The 15103-nt window shown below is 65.6% G+C and carries 16 protein-coding genes; 8 read left to right on the forward strand and 8 right to left on the reverse strand.

Annotated elements, in window-relative coordinates:
• Positions 1 to 5 precede the first annotated feature (5 nt).
• Together N2602_RS20070 and N2602_RS20075 are read left to right on the forward strand one after the other, a co-directional pair.
• The gene (locus tag N2602_RS20070) at positions 6 to 995 is read left to right on the forward strand and encodes a hydroxyacid dehydrogenase (RefSeq protein ID WP_260379189.1); all 990 of its coding nucleotides are present in this window, start codon (positions 6 to 8) and stop codon (positions 993 to 995) included.
• Between the two features lie 167 nt (positions 996 to 1162).
• On the forward strand, positions 1163 to 1654 hold the full coding sequence (locus tag N2602_RS20075; protein ID WP_260379190.1) for a hypothetical protein: 492 nt from the start codon (positions 1163 to 1165) through the stop codon (positions 1652 to 1654).
• A 179-nt stretch (positions 1655 to 1833) separates the two neighbouring features.
• Here N2602_RS20075 and N2602_RS20080 read toward each other — a convergent pair whose 3' ends face one another.
• Positions 1834 to 2331, reverse strand: coding sequence for a DUF1993 family protein (locus N2602_RS20080; RefSeq protein WP_260383687.1), 498 nt, complete (start codon positions 2329 to 2331; stop codon positions 1834 to 1836).
• Between the two features lie 115 nt (positions 2332 to 2446).
• Between N2602_RS20080 and N2602_RS20085 the strand changes: the two genes are divergently transcribed.
• The 3 genes from N2602_RS20085 to N2602_RS20095 all read left to right on the forward strand — a co-directional run bounded on the left by N2602_RS20085 (position 2447) and on the right by N2602_RS20095 (position 4794).
• Positions 2447 to 3238, forward strand: coding sequence for a transporter substrate-binding domain-containing protein (locus N2602_RS20085; RefSeq protein WP_172789615.1), 792 nt, complete (start codon positions 2447 to 2449; stop codon positions 3236 to 3238).
• Positions 3239 to 3405: 167 nt separating this feature from the next.
• Positions 3406 to 4266 (forward strand): DUF2147 domain-containing protein, encoded by an 861-nt coding sequence (locus N2602_RS20090; protein ID WP_260379191.1) that lies wholly within the window; start codon positions 3406 to 3408, stop codon positions 4264 to 4266.
• Positions 4267 to 4437: 171 nt separating this feature from the next.
• Positions 4438 to 4794, forward strand: a complete 357-nt coding sequence (locus N2602_RS20095) for a hypothetical protein (RefSeq protein WP_260379192.1) — start codon at positions 4438 to 4440, stop codon at positions 4792 to 4794.
• 142 nt (positions 4795 to 4936) lie between these two features.
• Here N2602_RS20095 and N2602_RS20100 read toward each other — a convergent pair whose 3' ends face one another.
• Both N2602_RS20100 and N2602_RS20105 read right to left on the reverse strand, forming a co-directional pair.
• A complete protein-coding gene (locus tag N2602_RS20100; RefSeq protein ID WP_260379193.1) occupies positions 4937 to 5341 on the reverse strand; it encodes a cupin domain-containing protein in 405 nt (134 codons plus the stop codon).
• A 23-nt stretch (positions 5342 to 5364) separates the two neighbouring features.
• On the reverse strand, positions 5365 to 6063 hold the full coding sequence (locus N2602_RS20105; protein ID WP_028136365.1) for a ribonuclease activity regulator RraA: 699 nt from the start codon (positions 6061 to 6063) through the stop codon (positions 5365 to 5367).
• A 258-nt stretch (positions 6064 to 6321) separates the two neighbouring features.
• Between N2602_RS20105 and N2602_RS20110 the strand changes: the two genes are divergently transcribed.
• From N2602_RS20110 to N2602_RS20120, 3 genes are read left to right on the forward strand one after another with little or no spacing between them, the layout of a single operon-like run.
• Positions 6322 to 7053: an allophanate hydrolase subunit 1 gene (locus tag N2602_RS20110; protein WP_212257109.1), complete on the forward strand. Its 732-nt coding sequence runs from the start codon at positions 6322 to 6324 to the stop codon at positions 7051 to 7053.
• Positions 7050 to 8087 (forward strand): biotin-dependent carboxyltransferase family protein, encoded by a 1038-nt coding sequence (locus N2602_RS20115; RefSeq protein ID WP_260379195.1) that lies wholly within the window; start codon positions 7050 to 7052, stop codon positions 8085 to 8087. Before N2602_RS20110 ends, N2602_RS20115 begins: the two co-directional genes overlap by 4 nt.
• A gap of 32 nt (positions 8088 to 8119) precedes the next feature.
• Positions 8120 to 8890, forward strand: a complete 771-nt coding sequence (locus N2602_RS20120; protein WP_260379197.1) for a LamB/YcsF family protein — start codon at positions 8120 to 8122, stop codon at positions 8888 to 8890.
• Positions 8891 to 9009: 119 nt separating this feature from the next.
• Here the strand turns inward: N2602_RS20120 and N2602_RS20125 are convergent, their stop codons facing one another.
• The 5 genes from N2602_RS20125 to N2602_RS20145 form a co-directional block, all read right to left on the reverse strand.
• Positions 9010 to 9162 (reverse strand): hypothetical protein, encoded by a 153-nt coding sequence (locus N2602_RS20125; RefSeq protein ID WP_260379198.1) that lies wholly within the window; start codon positions 9160 to 9162, stop codon positions 9010 to 9012.
• Between the two features lie 335 nt (positions 9163 to 9497).
• Positions 9498 to 11102, reverse strand: coding sequence for a sulfite reductase subunit alpha (locus tag N2602_RS20130; RefSeq protein WP_260379199.1), 1605 nt, complete (start codon positions 11100 to 11102; stop codon positions 9498 to 9500).
• Entirely contained in the window at positions 11099 to 12880 is a 1782-nt protein-coding gene (locus tag N2602_RS20135) for a NirA family protein (RefSeq protein WP_260379200.1), read from the reverse strand. The genes N2602_RS20130 and N2602_RS20135 overlap by 4 nt, the downstream gene beginning before the upstream one ends.
• 333 nt (positions 12881 to 13213) lie before the next feature.
• Positions 13214 to 14377 carry a CmpA/NrtA family ABC transporter substrate-binding protein gene (locus N2602_RS20140; RefSeq protein WP_260379201.1) on the reverse strand — a complete coding sequence of 388 codons (1164 nt, stop codon included), beginning with the start codon at positions 14375 to 14377 and terminating at the stop codon, positions 13214 to 13216.
• The gene (locus N2602_RS20145; RefSeq protein WP_036012463.1) at positions 14374 to 14964 is read right to left on the reverse strand and encodes an ANTAR domain-containing response regulator; all 591 of its coding nucleotides are present in this window, start codon (positions 14962 to 14964) and stop codon (positions 14374 to 14376) included. The genes N2602_RS20140 and N2602_RS20145 overlap by 4 nt, the downstream gene beginning before the upstream one ends.
• Between the last annotated feature and the right edge of the window lie 139 nt (positions 14965 to 15103).

Raw genomic sequence — 15103 nt, forward strand, 5'->3', positions numbered from 1 at the left:
GAGCGATGGCGACCAACAAGAAGAAGATTTTCGTTACACAGACTTTGTCGCAAGGGGCACGTGCCCTCCTCACCCAGCGGGATGATATCGAGCTCGTCGAGTTTCCGAACCTGATCTCGGCGAGGGATTTCGAGGCCTTGCTAAAGAGCCATGCGCCGGTTCATGGCGTGGCACTCGGCGCCACCGCCTTCGGCGAGACCGAGCTCGAGGCCGCCCGCGACATGAAGGTGGTGACCCGCATCGGCGTCGGCTACGACGCCGTCGACGTGCCCGCCCTCTCCCGCCGCAAGGTGCCGCTGATGGTCGCCGGCAGCGCCAACTCGCCCTCGGTTGCGGAGGCGGCGCTGTTCATGATGCTGACGCTGGCCAAGCGCGCACAGGAGCTGCATTCCTGCGTCAAGGAGGGCACCTGGGCTGATCGCCTCGGCATGCTGCCGTTCGACCTCTACGGCAAGACCGTGCTGATCATCGGCTTCGGCCGCATCGGCAGCCGCACCGCCAAGCGCTGTCTGGCGTTCGAGATGAAGGTGCAGGTCTATGATCCCTACAAGGCAGCCGCCGACATCAAGGCCGCCGGATGCGAGCCGGTCACCGACCTCGACGCCGCGCTGCCTCACGCCGACTTCGTCACCATCCACTGCCCGAAGACGGCGGAGACCGTCGGCCTGTTCGATGCCGACAGGATCGGCCGCATGAAGCATAGATCCTACCTCATCAATACCGCGCGCGGCGGCATCGTGAAGGAAACGGCGCTCTATGACGCACTGAAATCCGGAAAGATCGCCGGCGCCGGCATCGACGTGTTCGAGGTGGAGCCGCCGCCGGTCAGCAACGCGCTGTTCGCGTTGCCCAACGTCATCATGGCCCCGCACGTCGCCGGCGTCACGGTCGAAGCGGTGAGCCGCATGAGCGAGCAGACCGCGCGCAATATCCTGAGCGTGCTGGACGGCGATCCTATCAGGCAGAACGTCATCAACCAGGATGTGCTGGGCTGACGTCGCGATGGCGGGCGGCTCACCCGCCCGCCTTCGGAACGCCAGAAAGCGTCCCATTTTGGTGCAGATCGGGCCCCAACTCAGCCTTAATCAAACGCGCGTAATGGGCTTGAAACGCGGCGGCGGTGGGACAGACTGGCCGGCGCGGCGAGCTGGAGGATGGACCCTTGTCAGAGATCGACCCGACCGACCACGCGTTGGCGACCATCGCCAGCATTCTGGAGAACCCCGAGCCCGTTCTCGTCATTCGCCAGACCGAGACCGAAATCGTGGTCGCCGGAGAGCGTGAGCACGTCGCCTCTGACGAGCCGCCGATCGTGGACGAGCATCCGGTGATCGACGAGCATCCCGTGGTCGAGGAGCAGCCGCTGGTGCCCGAGCACACCGATGCCGACGGCTACAGCAAGGTCGGTCCGGGACCCATGGTCGCGATCCGTCTGAAGTGGACGGTCCATCGCGGCGATGACGGGCAGTACTACGTCCACGAGACCATCGGCGAGCAGTCCGCGCCCGTGGTCAGCGGTCCCATGACAAGCGAGGCCGCGGTGCGTTTCGTCGACACCCAGCAAGATGAGGCGAACAGTCGCTTCGAGCTGCTGCGCAGCGAGATCGCCGGCCGCAGCTCGCTTGCCGACTACGAGCGCAAGGGCGAAGCGTAGGCCAGCTGGCTTTCACACCAGGTCTCTCTTCACCTCTCCCGTGGGGAGAGGTCGGAGCGCATCGAAGATGCGATCCGGGTGAGGGGTTAAGGTCTTACTGTGCATTGCGGCCCCTCACCCGGATTGCTTACGCAATCCGACCTCTCCCCGCTGGGGAGAGGTGGACATCGAGCCTGCCGCTACTTCCTCCCCAGATAATCCTTCTTCACGAGCTCGACGCCGGCGTGCCGCAAAAGGTCGTAGGCGGTGGTGACGTGGAAGAAGAATTGCGGGACGCTGAACGTCAGCAGCAGCGTCCGCCCGGTGAAGGGCAGCTCGGTGCCGTTCTTTAGCCTGAAGAAGACATTCCGTTCCGCCGCCGCATCGATCTCCGCGGGCGGCAGGCTCTCGATGAACTCGATGGACGTTGCGATGCGCGCCTGCAGCCCGGCCATGTCGTGCTCCAGCGCCGGCAGCGCCACCGGCTCGCACTGCGCCAGCAGAGCCGGCGCGACCGTGGCATGGCGGCAGGCCTCGCCGACCTGCTGCGCCAGATCGTACATGTTGGGCGCAAGGCGCATGCCGAGCAGAATCGCCGGATTGAACTTGCGGGCCTGAGCATAAGCGACGCCCTTGTCGAGCAGTGCCGACAGGTTGCGCAAATTGGGCACGAACAGGCCGACGGAGACCTCGTACATCGAAATCGTCACCTCAAGGATTCCCTTCGATTTCTGCCTCGCCAGCGACGGGCATCTGGTCTAAATCCACGTCCGACGGCTGTACAATGACAGCTCGCGCAGGGGTGGAAAAGAGATGATGGTCCGAATATCCGTTCGAGTCTTGGCGGCCTTGGCCGTGATGTTGCTGGCGAGCCTTTCGGCCCAAGCGCAGCAGGCGCCCTCGCGTCTCGACGAGATCGTCAAGCGCGGCAGCTTGCGCGTCGGCATGACCGGCGACTACAAGCCGTTCACCTATCTGGACAAGACCACGCAGCGTTTCTCCGGCTTCGACGTCGACATGGCGGAAGCGCTCGGCAAGGCGCTCGGGGTCAAGGTCGAATTCGTGCCGACGGCCTGGCCGAAGCTGATGAAGGATTTCGAATCCGACCAGTTCGACATCGCCATGGGCGGCGTGTCGGTGACGCTCGATCGCCAGAAGAAAGGCCTCTTCTCCACTCCGATCATGCGCGAGGGCAAGACGCCGATCGCGCGCTGCGCCGATGTCGGCAAGTACCAGACGCTGCCCGACATCGACAAGAAGGGCACCCGCATCATCGTCAATCCCGGCGGCACCAACGAACGCTTCGCCCGCGCCAACATCAAGGAGGCCGAGATCACCGTCTTCCCCGACAATACCGTGATCTTCGACGAGATCGCCAAGGGCAATGCCGATCTGATGATGACGGACGCCTCCGAGACACGCTACCAGCAGAAGCAGCACGCCGGCGTGCTCTGCGCGGTGCATCCGGAAAAGCCGTTCGATTTTTCGGAGAAGGCCTATTGGATCCAGCGCGACATGGCGCTCAAGGCCTTCGTCGACCAGTGGCTGCACATTGCGATGGAAGACGGCACCTACAAGAAGATCTACGCGGCCTGGTTCGATTAGGCGCGTCCTCCTGTCGCTTGCCCGGCCAAACTTTGGACCCGCTCCGGGCCTATTGAACCCGGAACCGCCGGAAGACGACTCACAGCAACGACAGTGATCTAGATCACTTTTTGCAAGCGAGCCGGCGCGTAAGCGTCGGTGCGGGACCACCTGTTCAGGAGACGGAAATGAGGAAGCTGTTGGCCACGGCCGCATTCCTTTTGGCGAGCACCGCCGCGCAGGCACAGTACACGTTCGAATATGGCGGGCACACCATCCGCATCGATCCCGATCGCGGCACGGTGCAGATCCCCGGCGTCTACGACAACACCGGCCAGAGCAAGCCCAAGAAGGCCAAGAAGAACGAGACGGCGCCGCAGCAGGCCACGGTCGACCCGCAAGCGCCGGCTGCTCCGGCACCAGCTCCCGCTCCTGCTGCGCCGCCCGCAGCCATACAGGCGCCCGCCTCTGCCGCCGTCGCACCGCCTCCTGCCCCGCCGGCTCCCCCGCCGGCCGCGACCGCGGCCACCACGCCGGCCCAAACCGCCGTTGCGCCGCCGCCTGCCCCGCCTCCGGCCCCTGCTCCGGCCGAGCAGCAGGCCGCGCCCGCCGTGGCCCCGCCGCCCGCCCCGACCGTGGCTGCCGCTCCGCCGGCGCCGCCTCCGCCGCCCGCCGTGGCGCCTGCCCCCGCTCCCGTTCAGGCTGCCGTCGCGCCCCCTGCTCCGACGGCTGCGCCGACGCGCGACCTCAATTCGCCGGTCGGCATGTGGCTTACCGAGGAGAAGGAAGGCAAGGTCCGCATCGAGCAATGCGGCACCAACCTCTGCGGCTATTCGGTCGACAGCAAGTCGAACCAGAACGGCGAGCAGGTGCTGATCAACATGAAGCCCGGCAAGGACCAGAAATGGTCCGGCCGCATCCTCGATCCCAACTCGGGCTCGACCTACGATTCGACGATTGCCATGAAGGGCACCGACCGTCTGCGCGTTCAGGGCTGCGCCTTCGGCGGCATGTTCTGCGGCGGCCAGACCTGGACGCGGGTGAACTGAGTTCGGCTCCGGCGCGCCGACCAAAAAAAGGGGCCCGCGATCCGGGCCCCTTTGCTTTGTCCGCGGCGACGTGCGCTATCTCACAGAGCCTGCTGCTCGCGTGACAGCCCTCACATCGCCGGTTCCTCGTCGATGTCACGATCCCCGCATCATCAATCGCAGGGGCGTGTCATGACGGGATTTCGCAAGGGCCTCTTCGCTACCATTGTCGCCATCGTCTTCCCGCTCACGCAGGCAGGCGCTGCGACGAGCAGCTTCGACGGCGCATGGAATGTCCGCATTGTCTCATCGAGCCAGGCTTGCGGCAACGGCGCGACGGTCGCGATCGGGATCAACAACGGTCAGATCGCATCGAGCAGCGCCGCAGTATCGGCGTCGGGCCGCGTCGCCGAGGCCGGCAACGTCAACGTCACCTTGAGCACCGGCATCAAGCGCGCCGTCGGCTTCGGCCGACTCAGCGGCGCGTCCGGCTCGGGCACCTGGCGCGGCGCCATGTGCACGGGCACCTGGACTGCGGAGCGCATGTGAGCATCCGTGTCCCGGACGCGGTGCAGCGTGTAACGCTGCGCCGCTGAGCCGGGACCCAGCATCTCAGTCGCTGAAAGACTCTGGGCCCCGGCTCGGCGCCGCATCGCCTTGGGCGATGCGTCTTGTCCGGGACACGAGAGCGTCAGCCGATAGCCGCGCCGTACTCCGCGTCCGTGACCGGCTCCAGCCAGGTCGAATAGACGCCGTCGAGCGCTTCCTGCATGGCGATGTGGCACATGCCGTTGGTCGGCGAGGCGCCGTGCCAGTGCACTTCACCCGGCGGAATCCAGACGGTGTCGCCGGGACGGATTTCCTGGACCGGGCCGCCCTTGGTCTGAACGCGGCCGACGCCCGAGATGACGTAGAGCGTCTGCCCGAGCGGATGGTGGTGCCAGTTGGTGCGTGCGCCCGGCTCGAATGCGACGCGCGAGACGTTCAGCCGCGCAGGCGCCGGGGCCGTGTTGATGGGGTCCTGCCACACGGTGCCGGTGAAGTTTTCCTTGGGCGCGCGGCGGGTCGGCCGCGTGCCGGCGAGCGTGATGTCCATGAGAGTCCTCGTTTCCTTGTCCGTTACTTCTTGCTGGCGGCGTAGCGCGCCTTGGTTTCGGCGTTCATGGGATAGAGGCCGGGCAGCACCGCGCCGTTGTTCACCTCATTCACGATCCAGGCTTCCATCCGCTCCTGCTCGACGCCCTCATTGAGGACGTGTTCGAGCATCGCCTGCGGGATCAGCACGCAGCCGTCCTGGTCGGCGACCACGATGTCGTTCGGGAAAACGGCAACGCCGCCGCAGCCGATCGGCTCGCCCCAGCCGACGAAGGTGAGGCCCGCAACCGATGGCGGCGCGGCATAGCCGTCGCACCACACCGGCAAATTGGTGCCGAGCACGCCCTCGACGTCGCGCACCACGCCGTCGGTGACGAGCGCGGTGACGCCGCGCTTGACCATGCGGGCGCACAAGATGTCGCCGAAGATGCCGGCATCGGTGATGCCCATGGCATCGACCACGGCGATGCAGCCCTCCGGCATCGCCTCGATCGCGGTGCGGGTCGAGATCGGCGACGACCAGGATTCCGGCGTCGCCAGATCCTCGCGCGCCGGCACGAAGCGCAGCGTGAAGGCCGGTCCCACCAGCCGCGGCAAACCGGGGCGCAGCGGACGCGCGCCGCGCATCCACACATTGCGCAAGCCCTTCTTCAGCAGGACCGTGGTGATGGTGGCGGTGGTGATGCCGGCGAGGGTCTTGCGGGCTTCGGGGGACAGCGACATGGACGAGAACGAGCTCCGAGGTGCGGGAAAGAACGCGCGCATCTTGCGAGCCGCGAGCTTTGCGTCAAGGGCCAAGAGGCTGGCAATTACGCAAGGCGCGCCGAGCTGTTATGCGACGCGATAACAAGGGTTTATCGCGCGCCCTTGGATTAATTTATTGGACTTGCGGGCACATTTACGCGAAGCAGGGACAAGCGGAACTCAAGGTCGAGCCCGCGTTCCTGAGAAGCCCGATACCGACAGCGCACTGACAGCTCAATGGCCGCGACGCTTCCCCCGCCCCGCCTTCTGCCCAGTGGCGACAGTGCCGTCACGGTCGAGTTCAGCCGCACCATCGACGACGATGCCAACCAGCGCGTCCTGGCGCTCGACAAGGCCCTGCTAGCTGCGCCCATCGACGGCATCACCGAGACCGTACCGACCTATCGCTCGCTGCTGATCCATTACGATCCCGGCAAGATCGGCTTCGATGCGCTTGGCGAAAAGATCCTCCCCATCGCCACCCGGCCGCTGCCGCCGGTCACCAAAGCGCGCCGCTGGCGCGTGCCCGTCGCCTATGGCGGCGAGCACGGCATCGACCTCGAGGACGTCGCCAAGACGCTGGGCACCACGCCGGATGACATCGTCATCAGGCATTCGGGCGGCGATTACAAGGTTGCCATGATCGGCTTCACGCCGGGCTGGTCCTATCTCAGCGGCCTCGACAAATTCCTGCACATGTCGCGGCGGCAGTCGCCGCGGCTGCTGACGCCGGCCGGCACGATCTCGATCGGCGGCATCCAGGCCGGCATCCAGTGCCTCGCCGCCCCGAGCGGCTGGCACCTGCTCGGCCGCACCCCGGTCCGAACCTATCAGCTCCACCGCGATCCGACCTTCCTCACCGAGCCCGGTGACCGCGTCACGTTCTACGCCATCGACCACAAGACGTTCGAGGACATGGACCGCGCCGCGGAAGCCGGCGAGATCGTCGCCGAGCAGGTGGACGCATGAGCCGGCTCGTCGTTGCCAGCATCGGCCCTGCCAGCTCGGTCCAGGACGGCGGTCGCCACGGCGCGCAGCGCTATGGCTTGACGGTGAGCGGGGCGATGGACCGGCTGTCGCTTGCGGCGGCGAACACGCTAGTCGGCAACGAGCCGTTCGCGGCCGCAATCGAGATCGGCCCGTTCGGCGCCTCCTTCACCGCCCGCGACGGCGCCGTGCGCTTGGCGATATCGGGCGCGCAGCGCAATGCGGACGTCGCCGGCAGCCCGGTCGCGATGGACACCTCGGTGACACTGAAGGACGGCCAGACGCTGACGCTCGGCTTTGCCCGCGGCGGCGCCTTCACCTATCTCGCGATCGAAGGCGCCATCAGAGGCGAGGAGGTGTTCGGCAGTCTCGCGGTGAACGCCCGCGCCGGCCTCGGCAGCCCCTACCCGCGCCCACTCCAGGCCGGCGACGAATTCACTGTCGATGCCGCGAGCGGTGCAGCGGAGCTGCGCATCGAGCTGCCGCAGCCGGCGGCAGGTCCGATCCGCGTGCTGCTGGGTCCTCAGGACGACGAGTTCGACGACGCCAACAAGGCGCTGTTCTTAAGTAGCGAGTGGAAGATCTCGGCGACGTCAGACCGCATGGGCTACCGGCTCGAGGGCCCAGCGATCAAGCATCTGCACGGCCACAACATCGTCTCCGACGGCACGGTGAACGGCAGCATCCAGGTGCCCGGCAACGGCGCGCCGATCGCGCTGATGATGGATCGCGGCACCTCCGGCGGCTATCCGAAGATCGCCACCGTGATCACGGCCGACATCGGCCGCCTCGCCCAGACCTCGGCAGGAACCGCGTTCCGCTTCAAGGCGGTCAGCATGGCCGAAGCGCAGGACGAGGCGCGCAAATTCGTGCAAGCGATCCGCAGCCTGCCCGATCGCCTGCGCTCCTCCGACACCGTTGCGCTCAACATCGAGGCGCTCAGCGATGCTAACGTGGCCGGCTATGCGGTCAGCGCGGTCGATGCAGGGACGTGGCAGGTCACGGCGGAGCCGTAAGCGACAACAAGACCAGAGGCGGAGAGCAACCCATGAAGACAGTCGATCTGAATTGCGACCTCGGCGAAGGTTTTGGCGCGTGGGAGATGGGCAACGACGCCGCCATGATCGAGCTTGCAAGCTCGGTCAACGTCGCCTGCGGCTTCCACGCCGGCGACCCCGACATCATGCGCCGGACGGTGGAACTGGCGAAGGCGCGCGGCGTCTCGGTCGGCGCGCATCCCGGCTATCGCGACCTGCACGGCTTCGGCCGGCATCCGATCGCAGGGCTCAAGGCCTCCGAGATCGAGAACCTCGTCGCCTACCAGATCGGCGCGCTGCAGGCGATCGCGACCGTGGCCGGCCACAAGGTCACCCACGTGAAGGCGCACGGCGCGCTCTCCAACGTCGCCTGCGAGGACGACATGACGGCGAAGGCGATCGCCGCCGGCATCAAGGCGGTGGATCCCAGCCTGATCTTCGTCGTGCTCGCCAATTCGAAGCTGGTGAAGGCCGGCGAAGAGGCCAACCTGCCGATGGTGCACGAGGTGTTCGCCGATCGCGCCTATGAGGACGACGGCAACCTGGTCTCTCGCAAGAAGCCCGGCGCGGTGCTGCACGACGCCAAGGCGATCGCCGAGCGCGTGGTGCGCATGGTGCAGGACGGCGCGGTGGTGTCGGTGTCCGGCAAGGTCATCAAGATGCGCACGGACACGGTCTGCATCCACGGCGATACGCCCGGCGCGGTCGAGATCGCGCGCGGTGTGCGTCAGGCGTTGAAGGCTGCGGGGATCGAGGTGGCGCCGTTCAAGCGTGGCGCGTGAGGCACGAAAGGTGCCGTAGGTACTGTAGGGTGGGCAAAGCGAAGCGTGCCCACCACCTATCACGATAGGAAGAGATGGTGGGCACGGCGCTACGCGCCTTTGCCCACCCTACGAGACCTTCAAAACGGATGCACCGAGAGCGTCCCGAACACGATCGCCGCGATCACCGCAAACGCGCTGTACATCGCAAGGTGGTGCATGCTCGCCCCGGTCCGGCGCGAGAGCGAGCGCGCGTAGAAGTGCAGCCTGGCTTCCGCCGATAGTTCGCGCATGGTCGATCTCCAACGCCCCATTTGCGGGAGTATGAAGGATCAACCAGGGCGGGAGGCAAGATGGCGGCGGAAATAGCGATGCGGGTCCTCTGGAGGCCCCCCGTCGCAGTTGCAAATTCTGTTCACCGCCGGGTTCGGAGAATCTTATTCGTTAAGATCCGAGCCAGTTGGAACCGGCTGGGTGACGCTGGGATGACAGCTCTCGTAGGGTGGGCAAAGCGAAGCGTGCCCACCACTTAGGGACGGTGGGCACGGCGCGCGAAGGGCGCGCCTTTGCCCACCCTACAGAACCGAGCAAATCGAAACGAATTTCCTCGTCCCGGTCTAGCTGAAGCTCAGTACACGTCGGCCTGGAAGCGGCCGCTCTTCTTGAGCTCGGCGACGAAACTGACGGCCTCATCGGTCGAACGTGCCCCGAACTGGGCGACGATGTCGACCAGCGCGCGCTCGACATCCTTGGCCATGCGCTTGGCATCGCCGCAGATATAGAGATGTGCGCCCTCGGCGAGCCAGGTCCACAATTCGCGACCGACTTCGCGCATGCGGTCCTGGACGTAGAACTTCTTCTCGCCGTCGCGCGACCAGGCCAGCGACAGTCGCGTCAGCAGACCCGAGGTCTTCATGGCGTTGAGCTCGTCCTGGTAGAAGAAGTCGCAATCGCTGCGCTGATGGCCGAAGAACAGCCAGTTCTTGCCGGGCGCGCCGGTCGCCTTGCGGTCGAACAGGAAGGCGCGGAACGGCGCGATGCCGGTGCCGGGACCGACCATGATGATCGGCGTCTTCGGATCCTGCGGCAGGCCGAAATTGTGCGCCTTCTGCACATAGACCTTGAGCTTCTCGCCCTCGTTGATCCGCTCGCCGAGGAAGGTCGAGGCGACGCCGAGCCGCTTGCGCTTGCCGATGACGTAGCGCACCGAGTCCACCGTGAGTGACAGCTTTCCCGGCGTCGCATTGTGCGAGGACGAGATCGAGTAGAGCCGCGGCTGCAGCGGCTCCAGCGCCTCGACGAAGGCCTCGGGATGCGGCCGCGTGCCGGAAAACTTCTGCAGCGCCGCCATCACGTCGAGGGTCGCGGAATCGCCATCGGGATCCTCGCCTTGCGCCAGCGCCCGCGCCTTCTCGCGGGCCGCGCCGCCGGTGATGAAGGAGATCAGCTCGAACAGCGTGTCGGGCGCCGGCGACAGCGAGACGTCGTCGATCAGCACCTCGCGCAGCGTCTTGCCATTGACTTTGGTCGTGTGGGAGGCACCGAGCAGCGCGATGACCTGGTCGACGAGGCCGACGTCGTTGCGCGGGAACACGCCGAAGGAATCACCGACCACATAGTCGAGCTTGCTCTCGGAGAGATCGAACTCGATGTGATAGGTCTCCTTCTCCGACTTGCCCTTGTTGAGAAGACGGCGCGACAGGAAGGTCGCCTGGATCGGATTGTCGCGCGAGCGGCCGGGCTCTGCGATCGTCACGGTCACGGCCGGCGCCGGAGCATCGGGCTTGTCGGCGGTTTTGGCGGCAGGCGCCTTGTCGAGCTCCTCGTACAGCGACTTCAGCATCCGCGCGGTTTCCTTGCCGCCGGGGACGCAGAGATTGAGCCGCGCTTCGCTGCGGCTCGCGATCGCCTCGGAATAATCGTGGCAATTGTAGCCGCACTGGCCGCAATCCTGCTGTGCCATCGCCGCCATCATCTTGCGGCGCAGGGGACGGCCTTCGGCAAGCTTCATCCGCTCGGCGATCGGCATGGTCTGGTCGTGCCACGGCGCTTCGCCGTCGTCGCCGTCGCCGGCCGGCATGACCGCGGCGCCCTGCTCTGCCGACAGCGGCGTCGCGACATCAGGCGAGAGCAGTCCGGCAAAGAAGCCGTTGAGCCAGGAGCGCTGCGCGTCGGAGAACGGCGCGCTGGCGGGAATGATGTCCAGTTTCGGCGGAGGCGTGATCTGGTTCATGCGGACACCTGTGCATCGGCAAGCTTGCGCAGCGTTTCGCCGTCGTGGCGGCGCGCGAAGGCGAGGAAGGTTTCATCGGGCGAGGCGCGATGGGCGAGATAGGCCTTGAGCAACGCCTCGACCGTCTTCGGCGCGTCCTCGGCCTTGAGGTCGTGATAGACCTCCTGCCCGACATCTGCGTCAGGGCCGAACCCGCCGCCGGTGAAGAGGTGATAGCCCTCGACCGTGTCCTCCTCGTTCACGGGCACGCGTGCGCCGATCAGGCCGATGTCGCTGATGTAATGCTGCGCGCAGGAATGATGGCAGCCGGTCAAATGGATGTTGACCGGCTTGTCCATGGCGACCCGCGGCTCGCACCAGTCACCGATCTCGGCGGCATTGCGCTTGGTGTTGGAGGCCGCGAAACGGCAGCCGGCATTGCCGGTGCACGCAATCAGGCCGGCGCGGATGTGCGAGGCCTCGACCGCGAGCCCGATCTGCTTGATGGCGGCAATGGCGAGCTCGACATTTCCGTCGCGCACGCCTGATATCAAGAGGTTCTGCCAGACCGTGAGCCGGATCTCGCCGTCACCGAGATCCTGCGCGACCTTGGCGAGGCCCCGCATCTGATCGGAGGTGAGCTTGCCGAGCGTCAGCGATACGCCGATCCAGTTGAGGCCGTCCTGCTTCTGCTTGTGCACGCCGATATGGGCCATGCGGTCCGCGGCAGGGCGCGGCGCGAAAGCCTCTTCCGGCACGCGCGTGAATGGCGTCTTCAACCGCTCCTCGACCAGTTTGAGGAAGCCGTCATGGCCCATGACGTCGAGCACATATTTCAGCCGTGCCTTGTTGCGGTTGGTGCGGTCGCCATGCTCGATGAACACGCGCACGATGGCGTCGGCAATTGCGGTCGCCTGCTCCGGCCTGACGATGATGCCGGAATATTTCGCAAAATCCTTGTGGCCGGTGATGCCGCCGAGGCCGAGCCGAAACCAGACGCCCGGCTCGACGCCGAAGCCGTCCTTCACCTCATAGGCCGTGAAGGCGATATCGTTGGTCTCTTCCAGCACCGCGATCCTGCCGGCGCCGTCGAAGGCGACGTTGAACTTGCGCGGCAGGCCGTAGAGCGAGCGATCGTTGAGGATGTGGTAGTGCCACTCGCGGGCATAGGACCGCGTGTCGATGATCTCCTGCGGATCGATGCCGGCGGTCGGCGTTCCCGTCACGTTGCGGATGTTGTCGGCGCCGGAGCCGCGCGAGCACAGGCCGAGCTCCTGGATGCCCTCGATCATTCTGATCGCGTGCTTCGGCGGAATCTCGCGCAGCTGGAGATTGGCGCGCGTCGTGACGTGGCTGTAGGGGCCGCAGAGCTCGTCGGCGAGATCGGCAAGGCCCGACAGCTGCCAATGCTTCATGATCCCGTTCGGGATGCGCAGGCGGCACATGTAGGAGTCCTGCGTCGGGGCAACGTAGAAGATGCCGTAATAGCGCCAGCGGAAATTGTCCGCCGGGCTCGGCGGGGTGTTGTCGAGGGCCTGCTGGCGCAGCCGCGGATAGGCATCGAAGGGATGCTCGTCGCGCTTGAACTTCTCCTGGTCGGCGAGCTTCTTGCCCGACGCGATGACCTTGTCCTGCGCCTTGAGGGGCGCGGCATCCGGACCAACAGGCTCGGCATTCGCCTTGCCGCTGCCGCCGCCCAGGCCGCGGCCGACGCGGCTGATTTGCAGGCCGGTCGTGAAGCCTTCGAGATAGCGTTTCTGCTCGTCGGTAAAGTCGACTGAGAGCGTATCGATTTTCATGGTCGGTAACGAAGCTCCTGCGGCCACCCTCGGTGGCTTCGACGGATTGCGCGACCCGCGAGGAACGTCAGGCTGGCTCAGGAGCCGGCTTCGTCACCCACGGTCCGATCAGCTTCGTTGCTGCGGGACTTGGCTCAGCAGGCGCCTATGACAAGCTGGCCGCAGTGCAACATTCAAGTTGCGTGCCAGCTTGGCGGAAATCGAAAATCATGAATTTTCAGATGGTTATAACGAGGGACGGCAAATGCCGGCGCGGGAACTCACCCGAAATTCGAGCACTCAGCTCAAACATTAGCCAACCAACTCACATGCTCAAAACCGAAGCAATTCGAATCAGGCTTTCCAGCGTCCGACCCCGAAGGCCTCGAGATGTCCGCGGATATCGGCCGGGTCGAAAGTCGGCCCGGCGAAGGCGCCGAACGCTGCGGGAGCCTCGGCCGGCGCCTTGTTGCCGAGCGCCGCGTCGTAGAGATCGGGCCTGAACACCGCCATCGCCGTCTTGACGCCGTCGGGGGTGAGCGCCGTCTGGCCCCAGCGCACCATCTGCGCATAGAGCCAGGCGGCCTGGACCGGATCGGGCCGCCCTGCGCCTTCGCGTCCGACAAGCAGGTAGCGGCTGCTTTCGCGGAAGGTGCCATCGGGCGAGATCTTCAGGCGCCCGGTGAGAGTGCGCTGGATGACCTCGGCGTCGACGCCGATCCGTTCCGGCTGCGCCAGGATTTGCGCGGTCTCGGTCCGGTTCTCGGGATGCTCGATGAACTCGGCGGCCTTCACGGCGGCCCGCACCAAGGCTGCAACCACCTCCGGGTTCTTGTCGGCCCAGGTCTGGCGGACCGCCAGCACCTTCTCCGCTGCCCGGACCAGGATGTCGGAGACGAAGTGCAGGATGTGGCCGATGCCGAGATCGACCGCGACCGAGTTCCAGGGCGCGCCGACGCAGAACGCATCGACATGGCCGTTCTTGAGACTGTCGACCATATAGGGCGGCGGCAGCACCACGAGGCGCACATCCTCGTCGGGATCGACGCCCGCCGCAGCCATCCAGAACCGCAATTGATAATTGTGGGTGGAGAACGGGAAGGTCATGCCGAAGGTCAGCGGCTCCGCACCGGCCTTGCGGCGCTTGGCAACGACCTTCGCCAGCGCTTTCGCCGTCGCCATCGGGTCGAAGCGATCGCCGTCGATCTCTTCCATCAGCGCGGCATGAAGCGCAGGCGACACCGTGATGGCGTTGCCGTTGATGCCGAGATTGAAGGGTGCGGCGATCGGCACCTTGACGTGACCGAGCCCGAGCGAGGACGCGATCGCGACCGGCGCCAGCAGATGCGCCGCATCGAACAGGCCGATATTGAGCTTGTCGCGGACGTTCGACCAGGAGACCTCGCGCACCAGCTCGACATCAAGCCCTTCAGTGGCGGCAAAGCCCTTGTCGACGGCGACGATCAGCGCGGCAGCATCGACCAGCGGAATGAACCCGATGCGGAGGGTAGCAGTCATTTCAGCATCTCCGACGCGGTGATGATCGACTGCGCGATCTCGCCGATTTTCTTCTTCTCGCGCATCGCGGTGGAACGCAGCAGCACATAGGCCTCGTCCTCGGTCAGGCCCTTCACCTTCATCAGGATGCCCTTGGCGCGTTCAATGATCTTGCGGTCCTCGAGTTGCGATTTGGTGCGCTCCAGCTCCTCCTGGAGCTTGGCGAAGGCGTTGAAGCGGGACACGCAGAGGTCGAGGATCGGCTTGATGCGCTCCTTCTTCAGCCCGTCGACGATATAGGCCGACACCCCCGCCTCGACCGAGGCCTGGATCGAGGCTGAATCGCTCTGGTCGACGAACATCGCGACCGGCCGCTTCACCGCGCGGCTGACCTGGAACATCGCCTCCAGCACGTCGCGGCTGGGGTTTTCGAGATCGATCACGATGATGTCGGGGTCCGCCGCATAAATACGGGCCAAGAGGCTCTGCATCTCGCTGATATGGACGACCTGGGTGAATCCGGCTTCGCGCAACCCCTCCTCCAGGATCGCGGCGCGGATCGGGCTTTCGTCGACGATCACGATTTTGGGCGACTGTTCGGCGCTCATGGCTCACTCACGGCAGGTGATTCATCCATAGCACGCCCGCGAACCATGCAAAGGGTTGTAATTATGGGCAATTGGAACTAGCACAGGCCGGTCAATCAGGCAGATCAGATAGGATCAGACGGCTGCGCCCAAGGTCAGC

It is taken from the genome of Bradyrhizobium sp. NC92 (assembly GCF_025200865.1).
Classification (GTDB): Bacteria; Pseudomonadota; Alphaproteobacteria; order Rhizobiales; family Xanthobacteraceae; genus Bradyrhizobium.

Bases quoted from the DNA above. Each gene is read 5' to 3' on its own strand.
- N2602_RS20140 (WP_260379201.1), bottom strand. From the start codon at position 14,377: ATGACTGCTACCCTCCGCATCGGGTTCATTCCGCTGGTCGATGCTGCC.
- N2602_RS20145 (WP_036012463.1), bottom strand. From the start codon at position 14,964: ATGAGCGCCGAACAGTCGCCCAAAATCGTGATCGTCGACGAAAGCCCG.
- N2602_RS20105 (WP_028136365.1), bottom strand. From the start codon at position 6,063: ATGTCGCTGTCCCCCGAAGCCCGCAAGACCCTCGCCGGCATCACCACC.
- N2602_RS20110 (WP_212257109.1), top strand. From the start codon at position 6,322: ATGGCCGCGACGCTTCCCCCGCCCCGCCTTCTGCCCAGTGGCGACAGT.
- N2602_RS20100 (WP_260379193.1), bottom strand. From the start codon at position 5,341: ATGGACATCACGCTCGCCGGCACGCGGCCGACCCGCCGCGCGCCCAAG.
- N2602_RS20135 (WP_260379200.1), bottom strand. From the start codon at position 12,880: ATGAAAATCGATACGCTCTCAGTCGACTTTACCGACGAGCAGAAACGC.
- N2602_RS20120 (WP_260379197.1), top strand. From the start codon at position 8,120: ATGAAGACAGTCGATCTGAATTGCGACCTCGGCGAAGGTTTTGGCGCG.
- N2602_RS20125 (WP_260379198.1), bottom strand. From the start codon at position 9,162: ATGCGCGAACTATCGGCGGAAGCCAGGCTGCACTTCTACGCGCGCTCG.
- N2602_RS20080 (WP_260383687.1), bottom strand. From the start codon at position 2,331: ATGTACGAGGTCTCCGTCGGCCTGTTCGTGCCCAATTTGCGCAACCTG.
- N2602_RS20090 (WP_260379191.1), top strand. From the start codon at position 3,406: ATGAGGAAGCTGTTGGCCACGGCCGCATTCCTTTTGGCGAGCACCGCC.
- N2602_RS20130 (WP_260379199.1), bottom strand. From the start codon at position 11,102: ATGAACCAGATCACGCCTCCGCCGAAACTGGACATCATTCCCGCCAGC.
- N2602_RS20095 (WP_260379192.1), top strand. From the start codon at position 4,438: ATGACGGGATTTCGCAAGGGCCTCTTCGCTACCATTGTCGCCATCGTC.
- N2602_RS20070 (WP_260379189.1), top strand. From the start codon at position 6: ATGGCGACCAACAAGAAGAAGATTTTCGTTACACAGACTTTGTCGCAA.
- N2602_RS20085 (WP_172789615.1), top strand. From the start codon at position 2,447: ATGATGGTCCGAATATCCGTTCGAGTCTTGGCGGCCTTGGCCGTGATG.
- N2602_RS20115 (WP_260379195.1), top strand. From the start codon at position 7,050: ATGAGCCGGCTCGTCGTTGCCAGCATCGGCCCTGCCAGCTCGGTCCAG.